Source organism: Xanthomonas sp. CPBF 426, assembly GCF_903989465.1.
In the GTDB taxonomy this organism is placed as follows: Bacteria; Pseudomonadota; Gammaproteobacteria; order Xanthomonadales; family Xanthomonadaceae; genus Xanthomonas; species Xanthomonas euroxanthea.
Genome location: NZ_LR861805.1, coordinates 2,129,617 through 2,146,023, shown reverse-complemented (window position 1 = coordinate 2,146,023; position 16,407 = coordinate 2,129,617). Strand labels below are relative to the sequence as shown.

General features: G+C 67.0%; 12 protein-coding genes and 1 tRNA gene. 3 read left to right on the top strand and 10 right to left on the bottom strand.

Going from position 1 to position 16,407, the window contains the following annotated elements; genetic code table 11:
* Positions 1 to 179 precede the first annotated feature (179 nt).
* Complete coding sequence (locus tag H7A87_RS09225; protein WP_119128421.1) at positions 180 to 2,036, top strand: EAL domain-containing protein; 1,857 nt, start codon at positions 180 to 182, stop codon at positions 2,034 to 2,036.
* 93 nt (positions 2,037 to 2,129) lie between these two features.
* On the opposite strand, the gene H7A87_RS09220 is transcribed toward H7A87_RS09225, so the two are convergent.
* Together H7A87_RS09220 and H7A87_RS09215 are read right to left on the bottom strand one after the other, a co-directional pair.
* On the bottom strand, positions 2,130 to 3,692 hold the full coding sequence (locus H7A87_RS09220) for a sodium/sugar symporter (protein WP_115677099.1): 1,563 nt from the start codon (positions 3,690 to 3,692) through the stop codon (positions 2,130 to 2,132).
* Between the two features lie 255 nt (positions 3,693 to 3,947).
* Positions 3,948 to 6,560 (bottom strand): exo 1,3/1,4-beta-D-glucan glucohydrolase, encoded by a 2,613-nt coding sequence (locus tag H7A87_RS09215; RefSeq protein WP_119128456.1) that lies wholly within the window; start codon positions 6,558 to 6,560, stop codon positions 3,948 to 3,950.
* 435 nt (positions 6,561 to 6,995) lie between these two features.
* Between H7A87_RS09215 and H7A87_RS09210 the strand changes: the two genes are divergently transcribed.
* Positions 6,996 to 8,951, top strand: a complete 1,956-nt coding sequence (locus H7A87_RS09210; RefSeq protein ID WP_119128420.1) for an alkaline phosphatase PhoX — start codon at positions 6,996 to 6,998, stop codon at positions 8,949 to 8,951.
* A 335-nt stretch (positions 8,952 to 9,286) separates the two neighbouring features.
* Here the strand turns inward: H7A87_RS09210 and H7A87_RS09205 are convergent, their stop codons facing one another.
* The 8 genes from H7A87_RS09205 to pcnB all read right to left on the bottom strand — a co-directional run bounded on the left by H7A87_RS09205 (position 9,287) and on the right by pcnB (position 16,029).
* Positions 9,287 to 9,910 carry an AAA family ATPase gene (locus H7A87_RS09205; protein WP_180496958.1) on the bottom strand — a complete coding sequence of 208 codons (624 nt, stop codon included), beginning with the start codon at positions 9,908 to 9,910 and terminating at the stop codon, positions 9,287 to 9,289.
* A gap of 3 nt (positions 9,911 to 9,913) precedes the next feature.
* The gene (locus H7A87_RS09200) at positions 9,914 to 10,258 is read right to left on the bottom strand and encodes a type II toxin-antitoxin system prevent-host-death family antitoxin (protein ID WP_119128419.1); all 345 of its coding nucleotides are present in this window, start codon (positions 10,256 to 10,258) and stop codon (positions 9,914 to 9,916) included.
* Positions 10,259 to 10,413: 155 nt separating this feature from the next.
* Positions 10,414 to 11,928: a glucose-6-phosphate isomerase gene (gene pgi, locus H7A87_RS09195; protein ID WP_119128418.1), complete on the bottom strand. Its 1,515-nt coding sequence runs from the start codon at positions 11,926 to 11,928 to the stop codon at positions 10,414 to 10,416.
* Positions 11,925 to 12,305, bottom strand: coding sequence for an aspartate 1-decarboxylase (gene panD / locus H7A87_RS09190; RefSeq protein ID WP_104582937.1), 381 nt, complete (start codon positions 12,303 to 12,305; stop codon positions 11,925 to 11,927). Before panD ends, pgi begins: the two co-directional genes overlap by 4 nt.
* 177 nt (positions 12,306 to 12,482) lie before the next feature.
* On the bottom strand, positions 12,483 to 13,325 hold the full coding sequence (gene panC, locus H7A87_RS09185) for a pantoate--beta-alanine ligase (RefSeq protein WP_119128417.1): 843 nt from the start codon (positions 13,323 to 13,325) through the stop codon (positions 12,483 to 12,485).
* Positions 13,322 to 14,137 (bottom strand): 3-methyl-2-oxobutanoate hydroxymethyltransferase, encoded by an 816-nt coding sequence (gene panB / locus H7A87_RS09180; RefSeq protein WP_119128416.1) that lies wholly within the window; start codon positions 14,135 to 14,137, stop codon positions 13,322 to 13,324. Before panB ends, panC begins: the two co-directional genes overlap by 4 nt.
* Positions 14,138 to 14,172: 35 nt before the next feature.
* Positions 14,173 to 14,658, bottom strand: coding sequence for a 2-amino-4-hydroxy-6-hydroxymethyldihydropteridine diphosphokinase (gene folK / locus H7A87_RS09175; protein ID WP_119128415.1), 486 nt, complete (start codon positions 14,656 to 14,658; stop codon positions 14,173 to 14,175).
* Between the two features lie 3 nt (positions 14,659 to 14,661).
* A complete protein-coding gene (gene pcnB, locus H7A87_RS09170; RefSeq protein WP_104582933.1) occupies positions 14,662 to 16,029 on the bottom strand; it encodes a polynucleotide adenylyltransferase PcnB in 1,368 nt (455 codons plus the stop codon).
* A gap of 47 nt (positions 16,030 to 16,076) precedes the next feature.
* On the opposite strand from pcnB, the gene H7A87_RS09165 reads away from it, so the two are divergent.
* Positions 16,077 to 16,151, top strand: a tRNA-Glu gene (locus tag H7A87_RS09165).
* The last annotated feature ends 256 nt before the right edge of the window (positions 16,152 to 16,407 follow it).

Here is a 16,407-nt window from a genome sequence, read left to right as displayed (position 1 = left end):
GGAGCCGGCGCACTCGCCGGCCTGGCGCCCAGCCGTTGCCCAAACCGTCGCCTGATGCCGTCCCGTTGCGGCCGTCGCCGCGGCGATTCAACCGCGGCCACCGTGCGGGAAAGCCGCGTCAACTGAACAAAGCCCGGTGCTGTCGATCAAGGGATCACGCTTCAGGCCGATACGAGCACATGCATTCCGCGCTCGCTCCCGTCAGTTCCCCTCCTCCGCCCGAGGTCGATGAGTCGACCCGGTTGGCCGTCCTGCGTGGTCTTTGCCTGCTGGACTCGCCGCCCGATCCGGTGTTCGAGACCATCGCCGCGATGGCTGCCCGCAACCTGGGCGCGGAAATCGCACTGGTATCGCTGGTGGACGAGCATCGCCAGTGGTTCAAGGCCCGCATCGGCCTGGAGCCGCAGGAAACACCGCGCGACCAGGCGTTCTGCGCGCATGCGATCCGCACCCACGAGGTGATGGTGGTGCCCGACGCACAACTGGATCCGCGCTTTTGCGACAACCCGCTGGTGCTGGGCCCGCCGTTCATCCGCTTCTACGCCGGCGCACCGCTGACGCTGCGCGACGGCCACCGCATCGGCACCTTGTGCGTGATCGGAACCAGCCCGCGCCCGGGTCTGGACGCCGAGGCGATCACCCAACTGGAAGGCCTGCGCGACCTGGCGGTGCTGCGGGTGGAAAACCTGCGCAGCACCACCTATCGCGACGGCCCGACCGGGCTGCCCAATCGATCGCGCTTTGCCGAAGACCTGGATGCCTGGCTGTCGCAACGCGACAGCGCCCCGGCCACCACCGCCGTGGCGGTCGACATCTGCGGCAGCGATTATTTCCGCGAAATGGTCAAGGCGCTGGGCTGGGACTATGCCGACGGCTATGTGGCGCTCGCGCAGCGTCGCCTGGCGGCCTATCTGCCCGCCGGCACCGCGTTGTACCGGCTGGACCCGACCACCTTCGGCTTCCTGGCCCAGGTCGAGACGCACCGGTTGTCCACGCTGTGCACCAAGGTCTCCAAGGCCTTTGCCGAGCCGCTGGAACATCAGGGCATTCCGCATACCCCAGTCGCCTCGATCGGCGCGGTCTCGCTGCAGACCAGCTATGGCGCGGCCGACACCATCCGTTCGCTGACCACTTCGGTGGACATCTCGCGCGAGCGCGGTGCGCCCTGGAGCATGTACGAGCGCAAGCACGACGTGGCCCAGCGCAATACCTTCCGCCTGCTGGCGGCCCTGCCCGCCGCGCTGGACAGTTCCAGCCAGCTGCGTCTGCACTACCAGCCGCGCGTGGACCTGCACGATCACCGCTGCGTCGGGGTGGAAGCGCTGCTGCGCTGGCAGCATCCGATGATCGGCCCGGTGATGCCCGCCGACTTCGTGCCGATGGCCGAGAAGACCGCGTTGATCAACCGCATCACTGCCTGGGTGATCGACAACGGCATCGCCCAGGCCGCGCGCTGGCAGCAACAGGGCCTGGATTTCAATCTGGCCTTGAACGTATCGGCCGCCGACCTGGACAGGCCCGGCTTCGTCGGCCTGCTGCGGCGTGGCCTGGAGCGCCACAAGCTGGATCCGCGCCGGCTGGAGATCGAATTCACCGAAAGCGCGATGATCCGCCACCCCGAGCATCTGGCCGAGCAACTGGCGGCCATCGCGGCGCTGGGCGTGCACATCGCCATCGACGACTTCGGCACCGGCTACAGCAATTTCAGCTATCTCAAGCAGCTGCCGGCCAGCTCGTTGAAAATCGATCAGTCCTTCATCCGCTCGTTGCCGGACAACCGCACCGACCGCACCCTGGTGCCGGCCATGATCCAGCTCGGCCACAGCCTGGGCCAGCGCGTGGTCGCCGAAGGCATCGAATCGGCGGAGGCCTACACGCAGTTGCGCGCCTGGGGCTGCGACGAAGGCCAGGGCTACTGGATCGCCAAACCGATGCCGGCGGCCGCACTGGAAACCTGGCTGCAGACGCCGTGGCACGAGCAGTTCGAAGCGCCGGTCAACCTGCTCGCTGCGAGCCTGGCGGCGGCGCGGGTGTAAGCGGCAACCGCACAACGTCCAAACGCAATGCGGCGCGACACCTGCGTGTCGCGCCGCATATGCACGGCTGATCTCAGCGTGCGGTCTGATCGATTACCAGAACACCGCATAGAGCGCGATCAGGATCGCCACGACCCCGATCGCACCGATCTTGAAGCCCAGCGTGGTGCCGTAGGCCACATCGTCGGTGCGGATCAGATCGCGTGCCTGGGTCGGGGCGGTCATCAACGACACCAGCACCGCCAGTACCAGCGCCGCCACGAACACCACCCCAATGCGGTCCATGAACGGCAGTTCCGGCCAGGCGAACTTGAGCGCGAACGACAGCACCACCGAGCCGATCGCCGCGGTCAGCGCACCGGCTTCGTTGGCGCGCTTCCAGAACAGGCCAAGCATGAAGATCACCACCACGCCCGGGGTGAAGAAGCCGGTGAATTCCTGGATGAACTGGAAACCCTGGTCGAAGTTGCCCAGCAACGGCCGCGCGGTCAGGATGCCGATGATCACCGCCACGATGGCCACGATGCGGCCCACGCGCACCAGTTGCTTCTGCTCGGTCTGCGGCCGGAACTTGGCGTAGAAATCCAGGGTGAAGATCGTCGCAACCGAGTTGATCTTGGAGGCCAGCGAGGCCACGATCGCCGCCACCAGCGCCGCGAACACCAGGCCCAGGATGCCGGTCGGCAACAGCTGCATCATGGTCGGATAGGCCTGGTCGGGCTTGGCCAGGTCCGGCGCCAGCACCACTGCGGCAATGCCCGGCACCACGATCACCAACGGCATCAGCAGCTTCAGGAACGCGGCGAACACCATGCCCTTCTGCGCCTCGCCGATGTTCTTGGCCGCCAGCGCGCGCTGGATGATGTACTGGTTGAACCCCCAGTAGCTGATGTTCATCACCCACAGGCCGCCCAGCAGCACGCTCAGGCCGGGCAGGTCCTTGTAGAACGGGTTGTCCTTGCTCAGGATCATGTGGAAGTGCTCCGGGTGCGCATTCCACAGGTGCTTGAAGCCGGCCAGCACGCCGGCACCGTCGCCGATCCGTGCCAGGGTCAGCCCGGCCACCAGCAGGCCGCCCAGCACCAGCAGCGTGACCTGCACGATGTCGGTCAAGGCCACCGCCTTCAACCCGCCATACAGCTGGTAGACCAGCGCGAACACGCCGATCAACGCCAGCGCCAGGGTCTGGTCCATGCCGGTGACCTGGCTGACCGCGATCGAGCCCAGCCACAGGATCGAGGTGAGATTGACGAACACGTACAGCAGCAGCCAGAACACCGCCATCAGCGTGCGGATCCACTTGCCGTAGCGCTGTTCCAGGAACTGCGGCATGGTGTAGATGCCGTTGCGCAGGAAGATCGGCAGGAAGAACTTGCCGACGATCAGCAGCGTCAGCGCCGCCATCCACTCGTAGGACGCGATCGCCAGGCCGATCGCATAGCCGGAGCCGGCCATGCCGATGATCTGTTCGGCCGAAATGTTCGCGGCAATCAGCGAGGCACCGATCGCCCACCACGGCAACGACTTGCTCGCCAGGAAGTAATCCTCGGCGCTCTTGGTGTGACCGGCCTTCTCGCGCGAGACCCACTGCGCGAGCACGAAGATGCCGGTCAGATAGACCAGCACAATCACGATATCCAACGTCGCCAAACCCACTGCACTCTCCTGTCTGGCTCTGGGCGGCGCGTCGTGGAGCGGACAGGCCTGCAGACTGCCGCCGCCCGCACCGCGTGCATGGCGGCAGCGCGGCGAACCGCAGCTGCAGGCCTTCCCGGCCGATCGACGCGCGCGTCCCGCGGCGGCTGATGACACCACCGCTGAGGGTGGCCGCTGTAGCACGTCGCCGGGACCGGCGACGCGTGTGTCCTGGTTACCTGGACACACCCGCAGGCGCGCCTGCGGGTGTGCTGCTTACTTGACCGGGCAGTCGAGCGTGACTTCGGCTTCGTTGAGCGCGCCCAGCGCGATCTTCGACACCGACAGGTCCAGCGCCGCAGCGCTTTCGATGCTGGCGACCTGGGTCAGCCTGGTCACGTCCGCACCGGCCACCGCAAAGCACTTCAGCGGCACGCCCAGCACCTTCCACTGGCCCTGCGGCAGCGCGGCCAGGGTCTTCTGCGCATCGACACGGCCGCCGCAGTTGTCGCCACAGCCCACGCCCAGCCATACCGGCCCAGTTACCGCGCTGTCGCGGCGCACGGTCAGCTGCAGCTGCACATCGCCGTTGCTCTCGCGCGAGACGTCGACCGGTTTGCCGGACACCAGCAATACGCTGGAGGCCTTGGCACCGGACCACACCAGGCGCCGCGCATCTTCCTGCGCCTTGTGATCGACGGCGGTCATCTTCAGGCTGCCATCGGACAGACCCACCGGCAGCGTGGTCGCCGGCATGTTGGCCTGGCCGGCGTTGGACAGCTGCATCGCAATGCCTAGCGCCGGCTTGCCGCGCACGAAGTACACCCCGCCCACCGACTGCTCGCCGGACACGCCCGATTCCTCCGGCAGCGCGGCCAGGTCGCCCTTGTCGGCATAGGTCAGGCCGAAGCCGAACTTGAACTGCGGGTCGTAATCCTTCTGGCCGACGTTGTTGGCGAACTGCACCGCGGTCCTGGGCCAGGAGAAGCTCAGCTTGCCCTTGAAGTCGTTCTGCACCGTGCCATCGGCCTTGCGCAGCAGCACGTCGGCAATGCCCTCGCCTTCCGAACCCGGCAACCAGGCGGCGACGAACGCATCGGCCGCGTTGATGTACTGGTTCATCCACAACGGGCGCCCGCTCAGGAACACCGCCACCACCGGGATGCCCTCGGCCTTGAGCTTCTTGATCAATGCCAGCTCGCTCTCGTCGCCCGGCTTGTACAGCAGGGTGGCGATGTCGCCCTGGAACTCGGCGTACGGGTTCTCACCGAACACCACCACCGCCACGTCGGGCTTGGTCTTGTACGCACCATCGACTGCCAGCTCGGCGGTGCCGCCGGCGGCCTTGATCTGCTTGTCCAGGCCTTCCCAGATGGTGTTGCCGTTGGGGTAGTCGCTGCGCTTGGTACCGGTGCCCTGCCAGTTCAGCGTCCAGCCGCCGGACTGCTTGCCCATGTCGTTGGCGCCATCGCCCAGCACCAGCACGCGCTTTTTCGGATCCAGCGGCAGGATGCCGGCCTGGTTCTTCAGCAGCACCAGCGACTCGCGTACCGCCTGGCGGGCGATCGCGCGATGTTCCGGCGCGCCCAGCAATTCGTACTTGCCGCCGAGCGGGCGCTTGGACGGCTTGCCGGCTTCGAACAGGCCCAGGCGCAGCTTGACGCGCAGGATGCGGCGCACCGCATCGTCCAGGCGCTCCATCGAAATCTGGCCAGACTTCACCGCGGCCAGCTCGGTCTCGTAGATGCCCTTCCAGCTGTCGGAGGCCATCGCCATGTCGACGCCGGCGATGAACGAGGCCGGGCAGTTCTCGTTGGTGCAGCCCTTGACCTGGCCGTGGCCATTCCAGTCGCCGACCACGAAACCGCCGAAGTTCATGCGGCCCTTGAGCACGTCGGTCAGCATGACCTTGTTGCCGTGCATCTTTTCGCCGTTGAAGCTGTTGAACGAGGCCATCACCGTCTGCGCACCGGCCGCGATCGCCGGCGGATAACCGGCCGCGTGGATGTCGCGCATGGTGGCTTCGGACACCTTGGTGTCGCCCTGGTCCTTGCCGTCGGTGGTGCCGCCGTCGCCGACGAAATGCTTCACCGAGGAAATCACGTGGCTGCCGTCGAGGAACTGCGGGGTGCCCGGCGTGCCCTGCACGCCTTCGACCATCTTGCCGGCAAAGCTGGCCACCACGTCCGGCGACTCGGAATAGCCTTCGTAGCTGCGCCCCCAGCGGTCGTCCTGCGGCACCGCCACGGTGGGCGCGAAGGTCCACTCCATGCCGGTGACGCGGGTTTCGGCGGCGGTGACTTCACCGATTTTCTTGATCAGCTCCGGGTTGCGCGTGGCGCCCAGGCCGATGTTGTGCGGGAACAGCGTGGCACCGACGATGTTGCTCTGGCCGTGCACCGCATCGATGCCGAAGATGATCGGGATCGCATTGCCGCCCTTGGAGGTGTCCATCGACGCTTCATAGAAGGCGTCGGCCAGCTTCAGCCACTCGGCCGGCTTGGCGTCGTACTTGCCGCCCGGGTCGGAGTTGCCACCGGCCAGCACCGACCCGATGCGGTACTTGCGCACGTCGTCCGGGGTCATGCTGGCGATGTCGCCCTGGATGGTCTGGGCGACCTTCTCTTCGACACTCATCTTGGCCATCACATCGGTGATGCGCTGCTCCAGGGCCTGGTCCTGGGCGAACGGCCACTTCGGCGACGGCCACTGGTCGGGATGGATGGCGGTGGACGCCTCGGCGGGCGCGGCGGCCGGTGCAGTCTTGCTTGCCTCGGCGGCGGTGTCCTTGCCTTGGCAGGCGGCCAGCATCAGCACCGCGGCGGCGGTAGCCAGAGAGAGGGCACGACGCGCGACAGGCGCGGCGGTACGACGAAGCAGCTTGTCCAAGATCCAGGTCTCCAGGTGGTTCTCCCCACGGCGATGCGTGACGCCGCAGGCCATTAGGCGGCGTACGCTTGCGTGATTCCCCTACCCTGTCAACACCGCGCGCTCGTATGCCAAACGACGGGCAACTTATTGGCCCGGGCTATAGGCTTGGAATACCGGCAGCACCCGTCAAACCACGGGAAACCGCCAAATCCGGCGTGGCGCCTGGGCTTGCGTGGCGGCGCACTTTGCTGCGATGCACCACCATGCCGGCTCCGCACTGCGCAGCCCACCTCGCCGGTGCAGGTATTGCCGGGTTCGCTTGCGGCGCCCTGTTCGAATGCCCGCCAACAGGTGAACTCGCCGTCAAACAACTGTCATACCCCGGGCCTAGCGTGACCGGCTTGCCGATGCGCCACCGGCCATCGTTGATCGTCGTCTTTGCCTGGAGTTTCGATGTCCGCCTCCCCCGATCCCGCCCGCCGCCGCCTGATGCACCTGCTGGCGGCCGTCCCGCTGTTGCCTCTGGGCAGCGCTAGCGCCGCCGCCCTGCAACACCTCGGTGGCACCGCCTTGGCTGCACGCCCATTACGGCCTTCGGAAAATCCGACCCAGCTGGTGTCGGCCACCTTCCACGGCATGCCGGCGCCCAGCCTGGCCAACCCCGCGGCGATGGCCACCACCACGGTGGGCTCGTCGCTGACGGTGGCGCGCAGCGACGGCAGCACCCAGCGGTATGCGCTTGCGTACCACCCGTTCTTCGTCACCGGCGACCAGGTGCCCGACGGCAAGGGCGGCACCGTGCTGGCCGGCGGCTACTACGACATCCAGCACCGCCCGATCATCGACCGCTCCAAACCAGGTGCCGAACGGCCGTTCTTTTCCGACTGCCCGGACGGCTCCTCGCTGCTGACCCTGCCCGATGCCAAGGTGCCCGGGGTCAAGGGCAATCACGTCTTCGCGGTGGTGCAGTTCGAATACACCACCCGCGACCAGGCCGGCAACGACACCAACCGGCACCTGCCCGCGCCGATCGCCGTGCTGACGCTGGATCAGGACCCGGCCACCGGCAAGCTGTCGCTGGTGAAGTACCACAACGTCGACACGGCACCGGTGCACGGGCTGTGGACCACCTGCGGGGCCAGCCTGTCGCCGTGGAATACCCACCTGTCCAGCGAAGAATACGAACCCGACGCCACCGCGCTGGCCGGCAATACCCAGTTCCGCAGCTACAGCACGCATCTGTATGGCGACCCGGAGAAGGCCAACCCGTATCACTACGGCCATCTGCCCGAAATCACCGTCCACCCGGACGGCACCGGGAGCGTGCGCAAGCATTACTGCCTGGGCCGCATCTCGCACGAGCTGGTGCAGGTGATGCCCGACCAGCGCACCGTGCTGATGGGCGACGACGCCACCAATGGCGGGCTGTTCATGTTCATCGCCGACCGCAAGGCGGACCTGTCGGCCGGCACCCTGTACGTGGGCAAGTGGCAGCAGACCTCGGGCGTGGGCCCGGGCGCGGCCACGTTGCGCTGGATCAAGCTCGGCCATGCCACCAGTGCCGAGATCCAGGCCATGGCCGACCGCCTCACCGCCGCCGACATCCTCGACGTGCATCTGAGCGACCCGGGCGATGCCGCGTTCACCAAAATTCCGTTCAACGGCACCTTCAACTGGATCCGCATCAAGCCCGGCATGGAGAAGGCGGCCACGTATCTGGAAACCCACCGCTACGCCGCCCTGGCCGGCGGCAGCCTGGGCTTCACCAAGCTCGAAGGCACCACCGTCAACGCCCGCGACAAGATCGCCTACATGGCGATGTCCTACATCGTCACCAGCATGCGCAACGGCTCGGGCGATGTGAAAGTGGAAGGCCCGGATGCGGGTGCGGTGTACGCCCTGAATCTGCGTGGCGGCCAGCGCGACAACCACGGCGCGCCGATCCACAGCGACTGGGTGCCGATCGACATGGCCGCACCGGCCGCACTCACCGGCCACGATCTGGCCAAGGCCGACGCGCTGGGCAACCTGGCCGACCCGGAACGGTTGGCCAACCCGGATAACCTCAAGTTCTCCGAAGCGCTACGCACCTTGTTCATCGGCGAAGACAGCAGCCTGCACGTGAACAATTTCCTGTGGGCCTACAACGTGGACAGCGGCACGCTGACGCGGGTGCTGTCAGTGCCGGCCGGCGCCGAATCCACCGGCCTGCACGCGGTCGACCAGATCCACGGCTGGACCTACGTGATGAGCAATTTTCAGCATCCCGGCGACTGGGAAAGCCCGCTGCACGACACCGTCAAGGCCACGCTGGATCCGCTGATCCGCGCCAACTACAAGAACCGCTTCGGCGCAGCGGTGGGCTACCTCACCGGCGACCCGGTGGCGGTGAAGCTGGGCAAGGCGTAAGCGCCGCCGTTGCAGTTGCAGCGTTGCGTGACGCTGCAACTGACACATACAGCATGGCGTTCTCGTTGCTGTCGCGATGCCGGCAGGAGCGCACCTGGGCGCGAGGAACTTTGCCGGTATGGCCTGTCGCGCCCGGGTGCGCTCCTACGGGTGAGGCCGACGCGTGCGCCGTGGCGTCTCGCCGCTGTCGCAATGCCGGTAGGAGCGCACCTGGGCGCGAGGAGCTTTACCGATCTAACCTGTCGCGCCCGGGTGCGCTCCTACCGGTGAGGTCGCTGGATGTCGGGCCGCGTCGGTGAGAAGCGGATCGGACCGCAAGTGCATGAGCGCGCGGCTCAAGACTGCCGCAACTCCAGCGCCGCCATCACGATGGGCTTGGACCAGCCGGGCACCTGTGCCAGTTCTTCGGGCGTTTGCGGGTACTGCAGGCCGTTGCGGTCCAGTTCCAGCACCAGCAGCGGCGCGACCTGCCCGGTCGCGTCGGCAGGCGCGCTGTTGTCGTAGACATGCAACACCGACAGGTGAGGCAACAGCGCGATCAGGTTGGCGCGCGAGGCATCGTAACGTTCGCGGATCTTGTGCTCGGGGATGGCATGCCCTCCAGCGGCCACGCGCGCTGCCACACGTGCGATATGCAGCTCGACGCTGGACAGGCCGCAGAACCAGACCGCCACCGTGTGCGTCGCACAGGCCTGCCGCAGCAGGCGTGGGATGGTGGTCGCGCCCAGGGTGGTTTCGAACGCATAGTCATGGCCGGCGTCCATGGCCTGACGCAGCCGCCGCACGCCTTCCTGCCAGGCTTGCGCATTGGCGTCTCCGGGTGACCAGCCCTGCTCCACCAGGTCACGGGTGAACGCATCCGGGTTGAACCAGGTGGCGCCGTCTTCCCGCAGCAGGCTGCCCAGCAGCGAACTCTTGCCGGTGCCGTTGACGCCGGCAAGCACCAGAATGTTCCCCACGATTTAGAGCGACGGCCCCAGGCTGATCTTGCTGCCCCGGCGTGCCGGCTTGCCGATCACCTGGGCCAGGCCTGCGCCATCGGTCACCGCCGCAAGATGCGCATCGAACTTGGTCTGCAATACCTGCAGCGACTGCGCCCGCGTCGAGGCGGCCGTCACTGCACTCGCCTGGCTGACCAACCGGCGGTATTCCTCCGCGTCCACCACTACCGCCTCGGGGTGATTGTGGTTGGTGATGACCACCGCGCCATGCGAGCGCACCTTGCGCATCAGGCTGGGCCAGCCCTTCACCTTGATGTCGGCGGCAGGGGATGTTTCGAGCTCGGGCAGATCCTGGAGGCGAGACATGGGACGGTCCTGCACGTGATGGTGACTCACAGCCTACGCTCAACTTCCCATTTTGGGAAATTTGGCTATTTTGACCCAATCCCATGCCTGCTAGTCCGCCGCACAACGAAAACGGGGCCCGCAGGCCCCGTCGTCTTGCAATCGATGCGCCAGGCTCAGCCGCGCAGCTTGACCAGCAGTTCGCGCGTCACCGGGTCCGCCACGTCGGCCGACTCGCCCTTCAGTGCCGGCAGCAACTGGCTGGCCAGCTGCTTGCCCAGCTCCACACCAAACTGGTCGAAGGCATTGATGCCCCACATCACCGACTGCACGTAGACGCTGTGCTCGTACATCGAGATCAGCGCGCCCAGCGCTTGCGGGGTCAGCGCGTCGAGCAGGATCACCGTGCTCGGGCGGCCGCCCGGATAACTGCGGTGCGGATCGCTGCTGTCCTGGCCGTTGGCCAGCGCCTCGGTCTGCGCCAGCACGTTGGCCATCAGCGCGACATGGTTTTCCGCGTACGGATCGTCGTTGTGCACGGTGCCGATGAAATCGGCCGGCACCACGCTGGTGCCCTGGTGCAACGCCTGGAAGAAGCTGTGCTGCACATCGGTACCGGCACCGCCCCACCACACCGATACGGTGTCGCTGTCCACGGCAGAACCGTCCAGCTTGACCCGCTTGCCCAGGCTTTCCATCACCAGCTGCTGCAGGTAGGCCGGCAGCAGGGCCAGGCGCTGGTCGTAGGTCATCACCGCATGCGTGGCGCTGCCGAGCAGGTTGCGGTTCCACACCGCCGTCAGGCCATGCAGCACGGCGACGTTTTCTTCCAGCGGCGTGTCGAGCGCATGCGCGTCGAACTGCGCCGCGCCTTCCAGCAATTGTTCGAAACGTTCGAAGCCGATCGCCAGGGCGATCGGGAAACCTACCGCCGACCACAGCGAATAACGGCCACCGACCCAGTCCCACATCGGCAGTACGCGGCTCGGCGCGATGTCGAAGGCCTTGGCGGCGCGCTCGGGATTGGCACTCACCGCGTACAGCCGCTCGCTGCCACCCAGCCAGGCGTGCAGGATGCTGCCGTTGAGCAGGGTTTCCTGGGTGCCGAAGGTCTTGGAAATCAGGATGCCGGCAGTGTGTGCCGGGTCCAGCGTGGCCAGCGTGCGCTGCATTGCCGCGCCGTCGACGTTGGAGACGAAATGCACGCGGAACCGCGCACCCGACGGCGCACGCAAGGCGTCGGCCACCAGCCGCGGCCCCAGGTCCGAGCCGCCGATGCCGACGCTGACGATATCGGTGACGTCGGTGGCTTCCAGTTGCTGGATCAGCGCGCCCATGCGCTGGCGCACTTCCGCAGCGGTTGCATACGCTTCGGAGGCCACCGGCGCATCGGTCAGGTCGCCGCGCAACGCGGTATGCAGTGCAGCGCGCTGCTCGGTGACATTGACCTGCTCGCCACGGAACAGGCGCTGAAACGCGCCGGCCAGATCACGCTCGCGCGCGATGGCGAACAAGGCATCGAGCGCGGCGCGGTCGTACTTCTGCCGCGCGAAATTGAAATACAACGGACCGACCTGCCTGGCGTACTGCGTCGGCCGTTGTGGCTCGGCGGCAAGCAATGCGGGGATGGCAGCGCCGCGCAGGCGCTGGGCGTGGGCGTGAAGCGCGTCGAATCCGTTGGTGTGTGTCATGCGGCCTGCGTGGGGATGCTGTGGTTGGTGTGGGTGATCGTGTTGCTGCCGTCCACGTATACCAGATTGGGCTTGAAGGTCTCGGCTTCGGCTTCGCTCATGCTGGCGAAGGCGGCCACGATGATCAGATCGCCCACCTGCACGTGACGCGCGGCGCCGCCGTTGAGCGAGATGATGCCGCTGCCTTCCTCGGCACGAATGGCATAGGTGCTGAAACGCGCACCGTTGGTGACGTCCCAGATATGCACCTGCTCGAACTCACGGATGCCGGTGGCTTCCAGCAGCAGGCCGTCGATGGCGATCGAGCCCTCGTAATTGAGCTCGGAATGGGTGACGGTGGCGCGGTGGATCTTGGCTTTCAGCAGGGACAGGTGCATGACGGGCAACGGCAAAGGAAAGCCGGCATTTTAGCGGAAAGCGCCGGTGTCCACCGACCTGCCCTACAACCGGTGGTGAGTGCTTCAGGCCGGCGCTGGACAAACGTGCCCGTGCGCCGGTTCGCAGGCGTCGCCGGTCATGGCCCGACCCGGCGCTTGCAGCGGCATGGGGACCGCTCAGAATTCCAGGTTGTCGATCAGCCGCGTGGCGCCCAGGCGGGCGGCGATCAAGGCCACGCGCGCGCCGGCATGGCTGTCGCCCGGCTCGCTCAGATCGGGCAGCCGCACCACCGCGTAATCGACGCGGAAACCGGCCTGTTCCAGCGCCTGGGTGGCGGCCTGTTCGACCTGCGCACGCGGGGTGCCGGCGGCGTAGCTGTCGCGCATCTGCAGCAGCACCTTGCGGATCTGCGTCGAACGTGGGCGCTCGTCGGCCGTCAGATACTGGTTGCGCGAGCTCATCGCCAGGCCATCGGTCTCGCGCACGATGCTGCCGCCCAGGATCTCGATCGGAAACGCCAGGTCGGCCACCATCTGGCGGATCACCGCCAGCTGCTGATAGTCCTTCTTGCCGAAGGCGGCCACGTCCGGCTGCACCTGGTTGAACAGCCGCGCCACCACCGTGCACACGCCGTCGAAATGCCCGGGACGGCACACCCCTTCGAGCACGTCGCTGACGCCCGGCGCGTGGATCGGCGTGGCCAGCGCGGTGCCGAGCGGATACATGGTGTCCACGTCAGGCAACCACAGTGCATCGCAGCCGGCGTCTTCCAGGCCGCGCAGGTCGGCCTCCGGCGTGCGCGGGTAACGCGCGAAATCTTCGTTGGGGCCGAACTGGGTCGGGTTGACGAACACGCTCGACACCACGCGGTCGGCGTACTGGCGCGCCAGCATCACCAGCGAATAGTGGCCGGCGTGCAGGTTGCCCATGGTCGGCACCAGCGCCACCCGCAAGCCCTCACGCTTCCAGCCGGTGACCAGCGCGCGCAGGGCGGAAAGATCGGTCAGGGTCTGGATCATGCGGCGTACGCGTGCGCTGCATCGGGGAAGCTGCCGTCGCGCACGGCCTGCGCGTAAGCGCGCACCGCGCCCGCCACCGAGCCGCCTTCGGTGAGGAAATCCTTGACGAACTTGGGACGGCGGTGGCCGCTGTCCAGGCCCAGCATGTCGTGCATCACCAGCACCTGGCCATCGCAGCCGGGGCCGGCGCCAATGCCGATGGTGGGCACCTGCAGCTCGGCGCTGATCTGTGCGGCGATCGGCGTGGGTACGCATTCCAACACGACCAGGCTGGCGCCGGCATCGACCACGGCCTGCGCATCGCGGCGCAACTGCTCGCCGGCTTCGCCGCGCCCCTGCACCGTGTAACCGCCAAAACGCAGCACCGATTGCGGGGTCAGCCCCAGGTGCGAGCAGACCGGGATCTCGCGCTCGACCAGATAGCGGATCACCTCGAGCTTGTGCCCGGCGCCCTCGATCTTGACCATCTCCGCGCCGGCCTGCAGCAGCCGGGTGGCAGCGTCCAGCGCGCGCTCCGGCGTGGCATCGGCCTGGAACGACAGATCGGCCACCAGCAGTGCCTGCTCCAGCACCCGCGCCACTGCGGCGGTGTGGTAGACCATGTCGGCAGTGGTCACCGGCAAGGTGGAATCGTGCCCCTGCACCACCATGCCCAGCGAATCGCCGACCAGGATCAGGTCCACGCCGTTGGCATCGAAGGTCCGCGCGAAACCTGCGTCGTAGGCGGTCAACATGACCAGTTTTCGACCCTCGCGCTTGGCCTGCGCCAAGGCGGGCACGGTCCAGGGCTTGCTGTCGGTATGGCTGCTCATGAAGTCATTACGTGGGGTGATAAGCCGGCCATTATCTACCCAATCGGCTCCAGCCCACAGGCATCGATGGCCTGCAGAGCGTGTCGCACTGTTCCATGGCCCGGAATGATCGCGTCCGGGGCAAGCTCGGACAGCGGCAACAGCGCAAAGGCGCGCGCCTGCAGATGCGGGTGCGGTACCTGCAAACGCGGCAGGTCGATCACCTGCTCGGCGTACAGCAGCAGATCCAGGTCCAGCGTGCGCGGGCCCCAGCGCTCGCCAGCCACGCGCTGCCGACCGAAGGCCTGCTCGATGCCGAGCAGGGCCTCCAGCAGCGGCAGTGGCGCCAGCGCAGTGCGCAGCTGCGCCACGGCATTGATGAAATCGGGCTGGTCTTCGCGGCCCCAGGCCGGCGTGCGGTACAGGCGCGAGGCGGCAATCAGCTTGGACTGCGGCAGCTCGCCCAGCGCGGCGATGGCCGCGCGCACGCTGGCCTCGGCCAGGCCCAGGTTGGCGCCCAGGCCGACAAAGGCGGTCTGCACGCCCTATTCGCCTGCGGGCGCGCCGGTGCGACGGCGGCGACGGCGCCGCTTGCGCGGTGCATCCTCCTCGCCGGCGTGATCGGCCTGCGCGGTTTCGATCGCATCGACCAGTTCCTGGCCGGAGGACTTCTGTGCCTCGCGCCAGAACTCCACATCGGCGGCATGATCGGCCGAGGCGAACTGGCGCAACACCAGGAAATCGAACGCGGCGCGGAAACGCGGATGCGACAAGGTGCGGAACACGCGCTTGCGCTGGCGCGAGGAGAAGCGCGTCTGCAGCAGCCAGATTTCCTGCATCGGCAGCGAGAAACGCCGCGGCAGCGCCACGCGTTCGAGCTGATGCAGGGTGACCCTGTCGGCGGCGCGACGCTGCGCATCTTCCGGCTGCACGCCTTGCGCCTGCAGGCCCATCAAGGTGCGGCAGAACGCCGGCCAGAGCAGCAGGGCGAACAGGAACGCCGGCGACACCGGTTCGTCGTTGGCCACGCGCGCATCGGTGTTGCGCAGGCCTTCCAGCACCATGGCGCGCAGTGCGCCACTGCGGTTGGATTTCAGGGCCGCCGCACTTTCCGGGAACAGCGCACCGAGCAGGCCGTAACGCTCCAGGCCTTCGAAACTGGCCACGCCGTGCCCGGACAGGAACAGCTTGAGAATCTCTTCGAACAAGCGCGCTGGCGCCGCTTCGGACAACAGACCGGCCAGGCGCGGAATGGGTTCTGCGGTGCCGGCTTCGATGTCGAAGTTCAACTTGGCCGCCAGACGCACCGCGCGCAGCATGCGCACCGGATCTTCCTGGTAGCGCAGCTCCGGGTCGCCGATCAGCTTCATCAGGCGCGCCTGCACGTCTTCGAAGCCGCCGCAGTAATCGCGTACCGAGAAATCCTCGATCGCGTAGTACAGGGCGTTGCAGGTGAAGTCGCGACGGATCGCATCGTCTTCGATGGTGCCGTAGACGTTGTCGCGCACCAGGCGGCCGTTATCCAGTTCGCGGTCGCCGCTGCCATCGTCGATGTTGGCGCGGAACGTGGCCACTTCGATGATCTCGCGACCGAACACCACATGCGCCAGGCGAAAGCGGCGGCCGATCAGGCGACAGTTGCGGAACAGCGCTTTGACTTCTTCCGGCGTGGCACTGGTGGCCACGTCGAAATCCTTGGGATGGCCGCCGACCAGCAAGTCGCGGACCGCGCCGCCGACCAGGTAGGCACCAAAGCCCGATTCGCGCAGGCGGTACAGCACGCGCAACGCGTTGGGGCTGATGTCCTTGCGCGAGATGGTGTGCTGATCGCGTGGGATGACGCGCAGCGTGAACGGAGATGTAACTGAGGATTCGATGATGGCGCTTCCGTCTTGTGTTGCAGGATTGCCCAACGGGTTTGAGCGCACTATACTAGCGCGCTGCACAAGACGCACCAAACGCTCCCTTCGTCTAATGGTTAGGACGTGGCCCTCTCAAGGCTAAAACAGGGGTTCGAGTCCCCTAGGGAGCACCACCGTCGTCTGGCTGCAGAACACGCCAAGGCCCCGCATTGCGGGGCTTTTGCGTTGCTGGGCATCGGTGACTGCCGCTGGTCGGGCGACGCGCGATGATCCCGTTCCCCGCCCCGGCGAACATGTCGCCCATGGCGACTGCGTCGATCCGATCTACCGGTGCGCCGACTGGCTGAGGCCGGTTGCGGGCCAAACACCCGTGCACCAAGCCGCGCAGTCGGCCGCCCGCTCCACGCCTGCGGCTGCATGTGCTGCCAC

Coding starts and splice junctions, on each gene's coding strand:
- H7A87_RS09225 (WP_119128421.1), top strand. CDS start 180: ATGCATTCCGCGCTCGCTCCCGTCAGTTCCCCTCCTCCGCCCGAGGTC.
- H7A87_RS09210 (WP_119128420.1), top strand. CDS start 6,996: ATGTCCGCCTCCCCCGATCCCGCCCGCCGCCGCCTGATGCACCTGCTG.
- H7A87_RS09200 (WP_119128419.1), bottom strand. CDS start 10,258: ATGTCTCGCCTCCAGGATCTGCCCGAGCTCGAAACATCCCCTGCCGCC.
- pgi (WP_119128418.1), bottom strand. CDS start 11,928: ATGACACACACCAACGGATTCGACGCGCTTCACGCCCACGCCCAGCGC.
- panD (WP_104582937.1), bottom strand. CDS start 12,305: ATGCACCTGTCCCTGCTGAAAGCCAAGATCCACCGCGCCACCGTCACC.
- panC (WP_119128417.1), bottom strand. CDS start 13,325: ATGATCCAGACCCTGACCGATCTTTCCGCCCTGCGCGCGCTGGTCACC.
- panB (WP_119128416.1), bottom strand. CDS start 14,137: ATGAGCAGCCATACCGACAGCAAGCCCTGGACCGTGCCCGCCTTGGCG.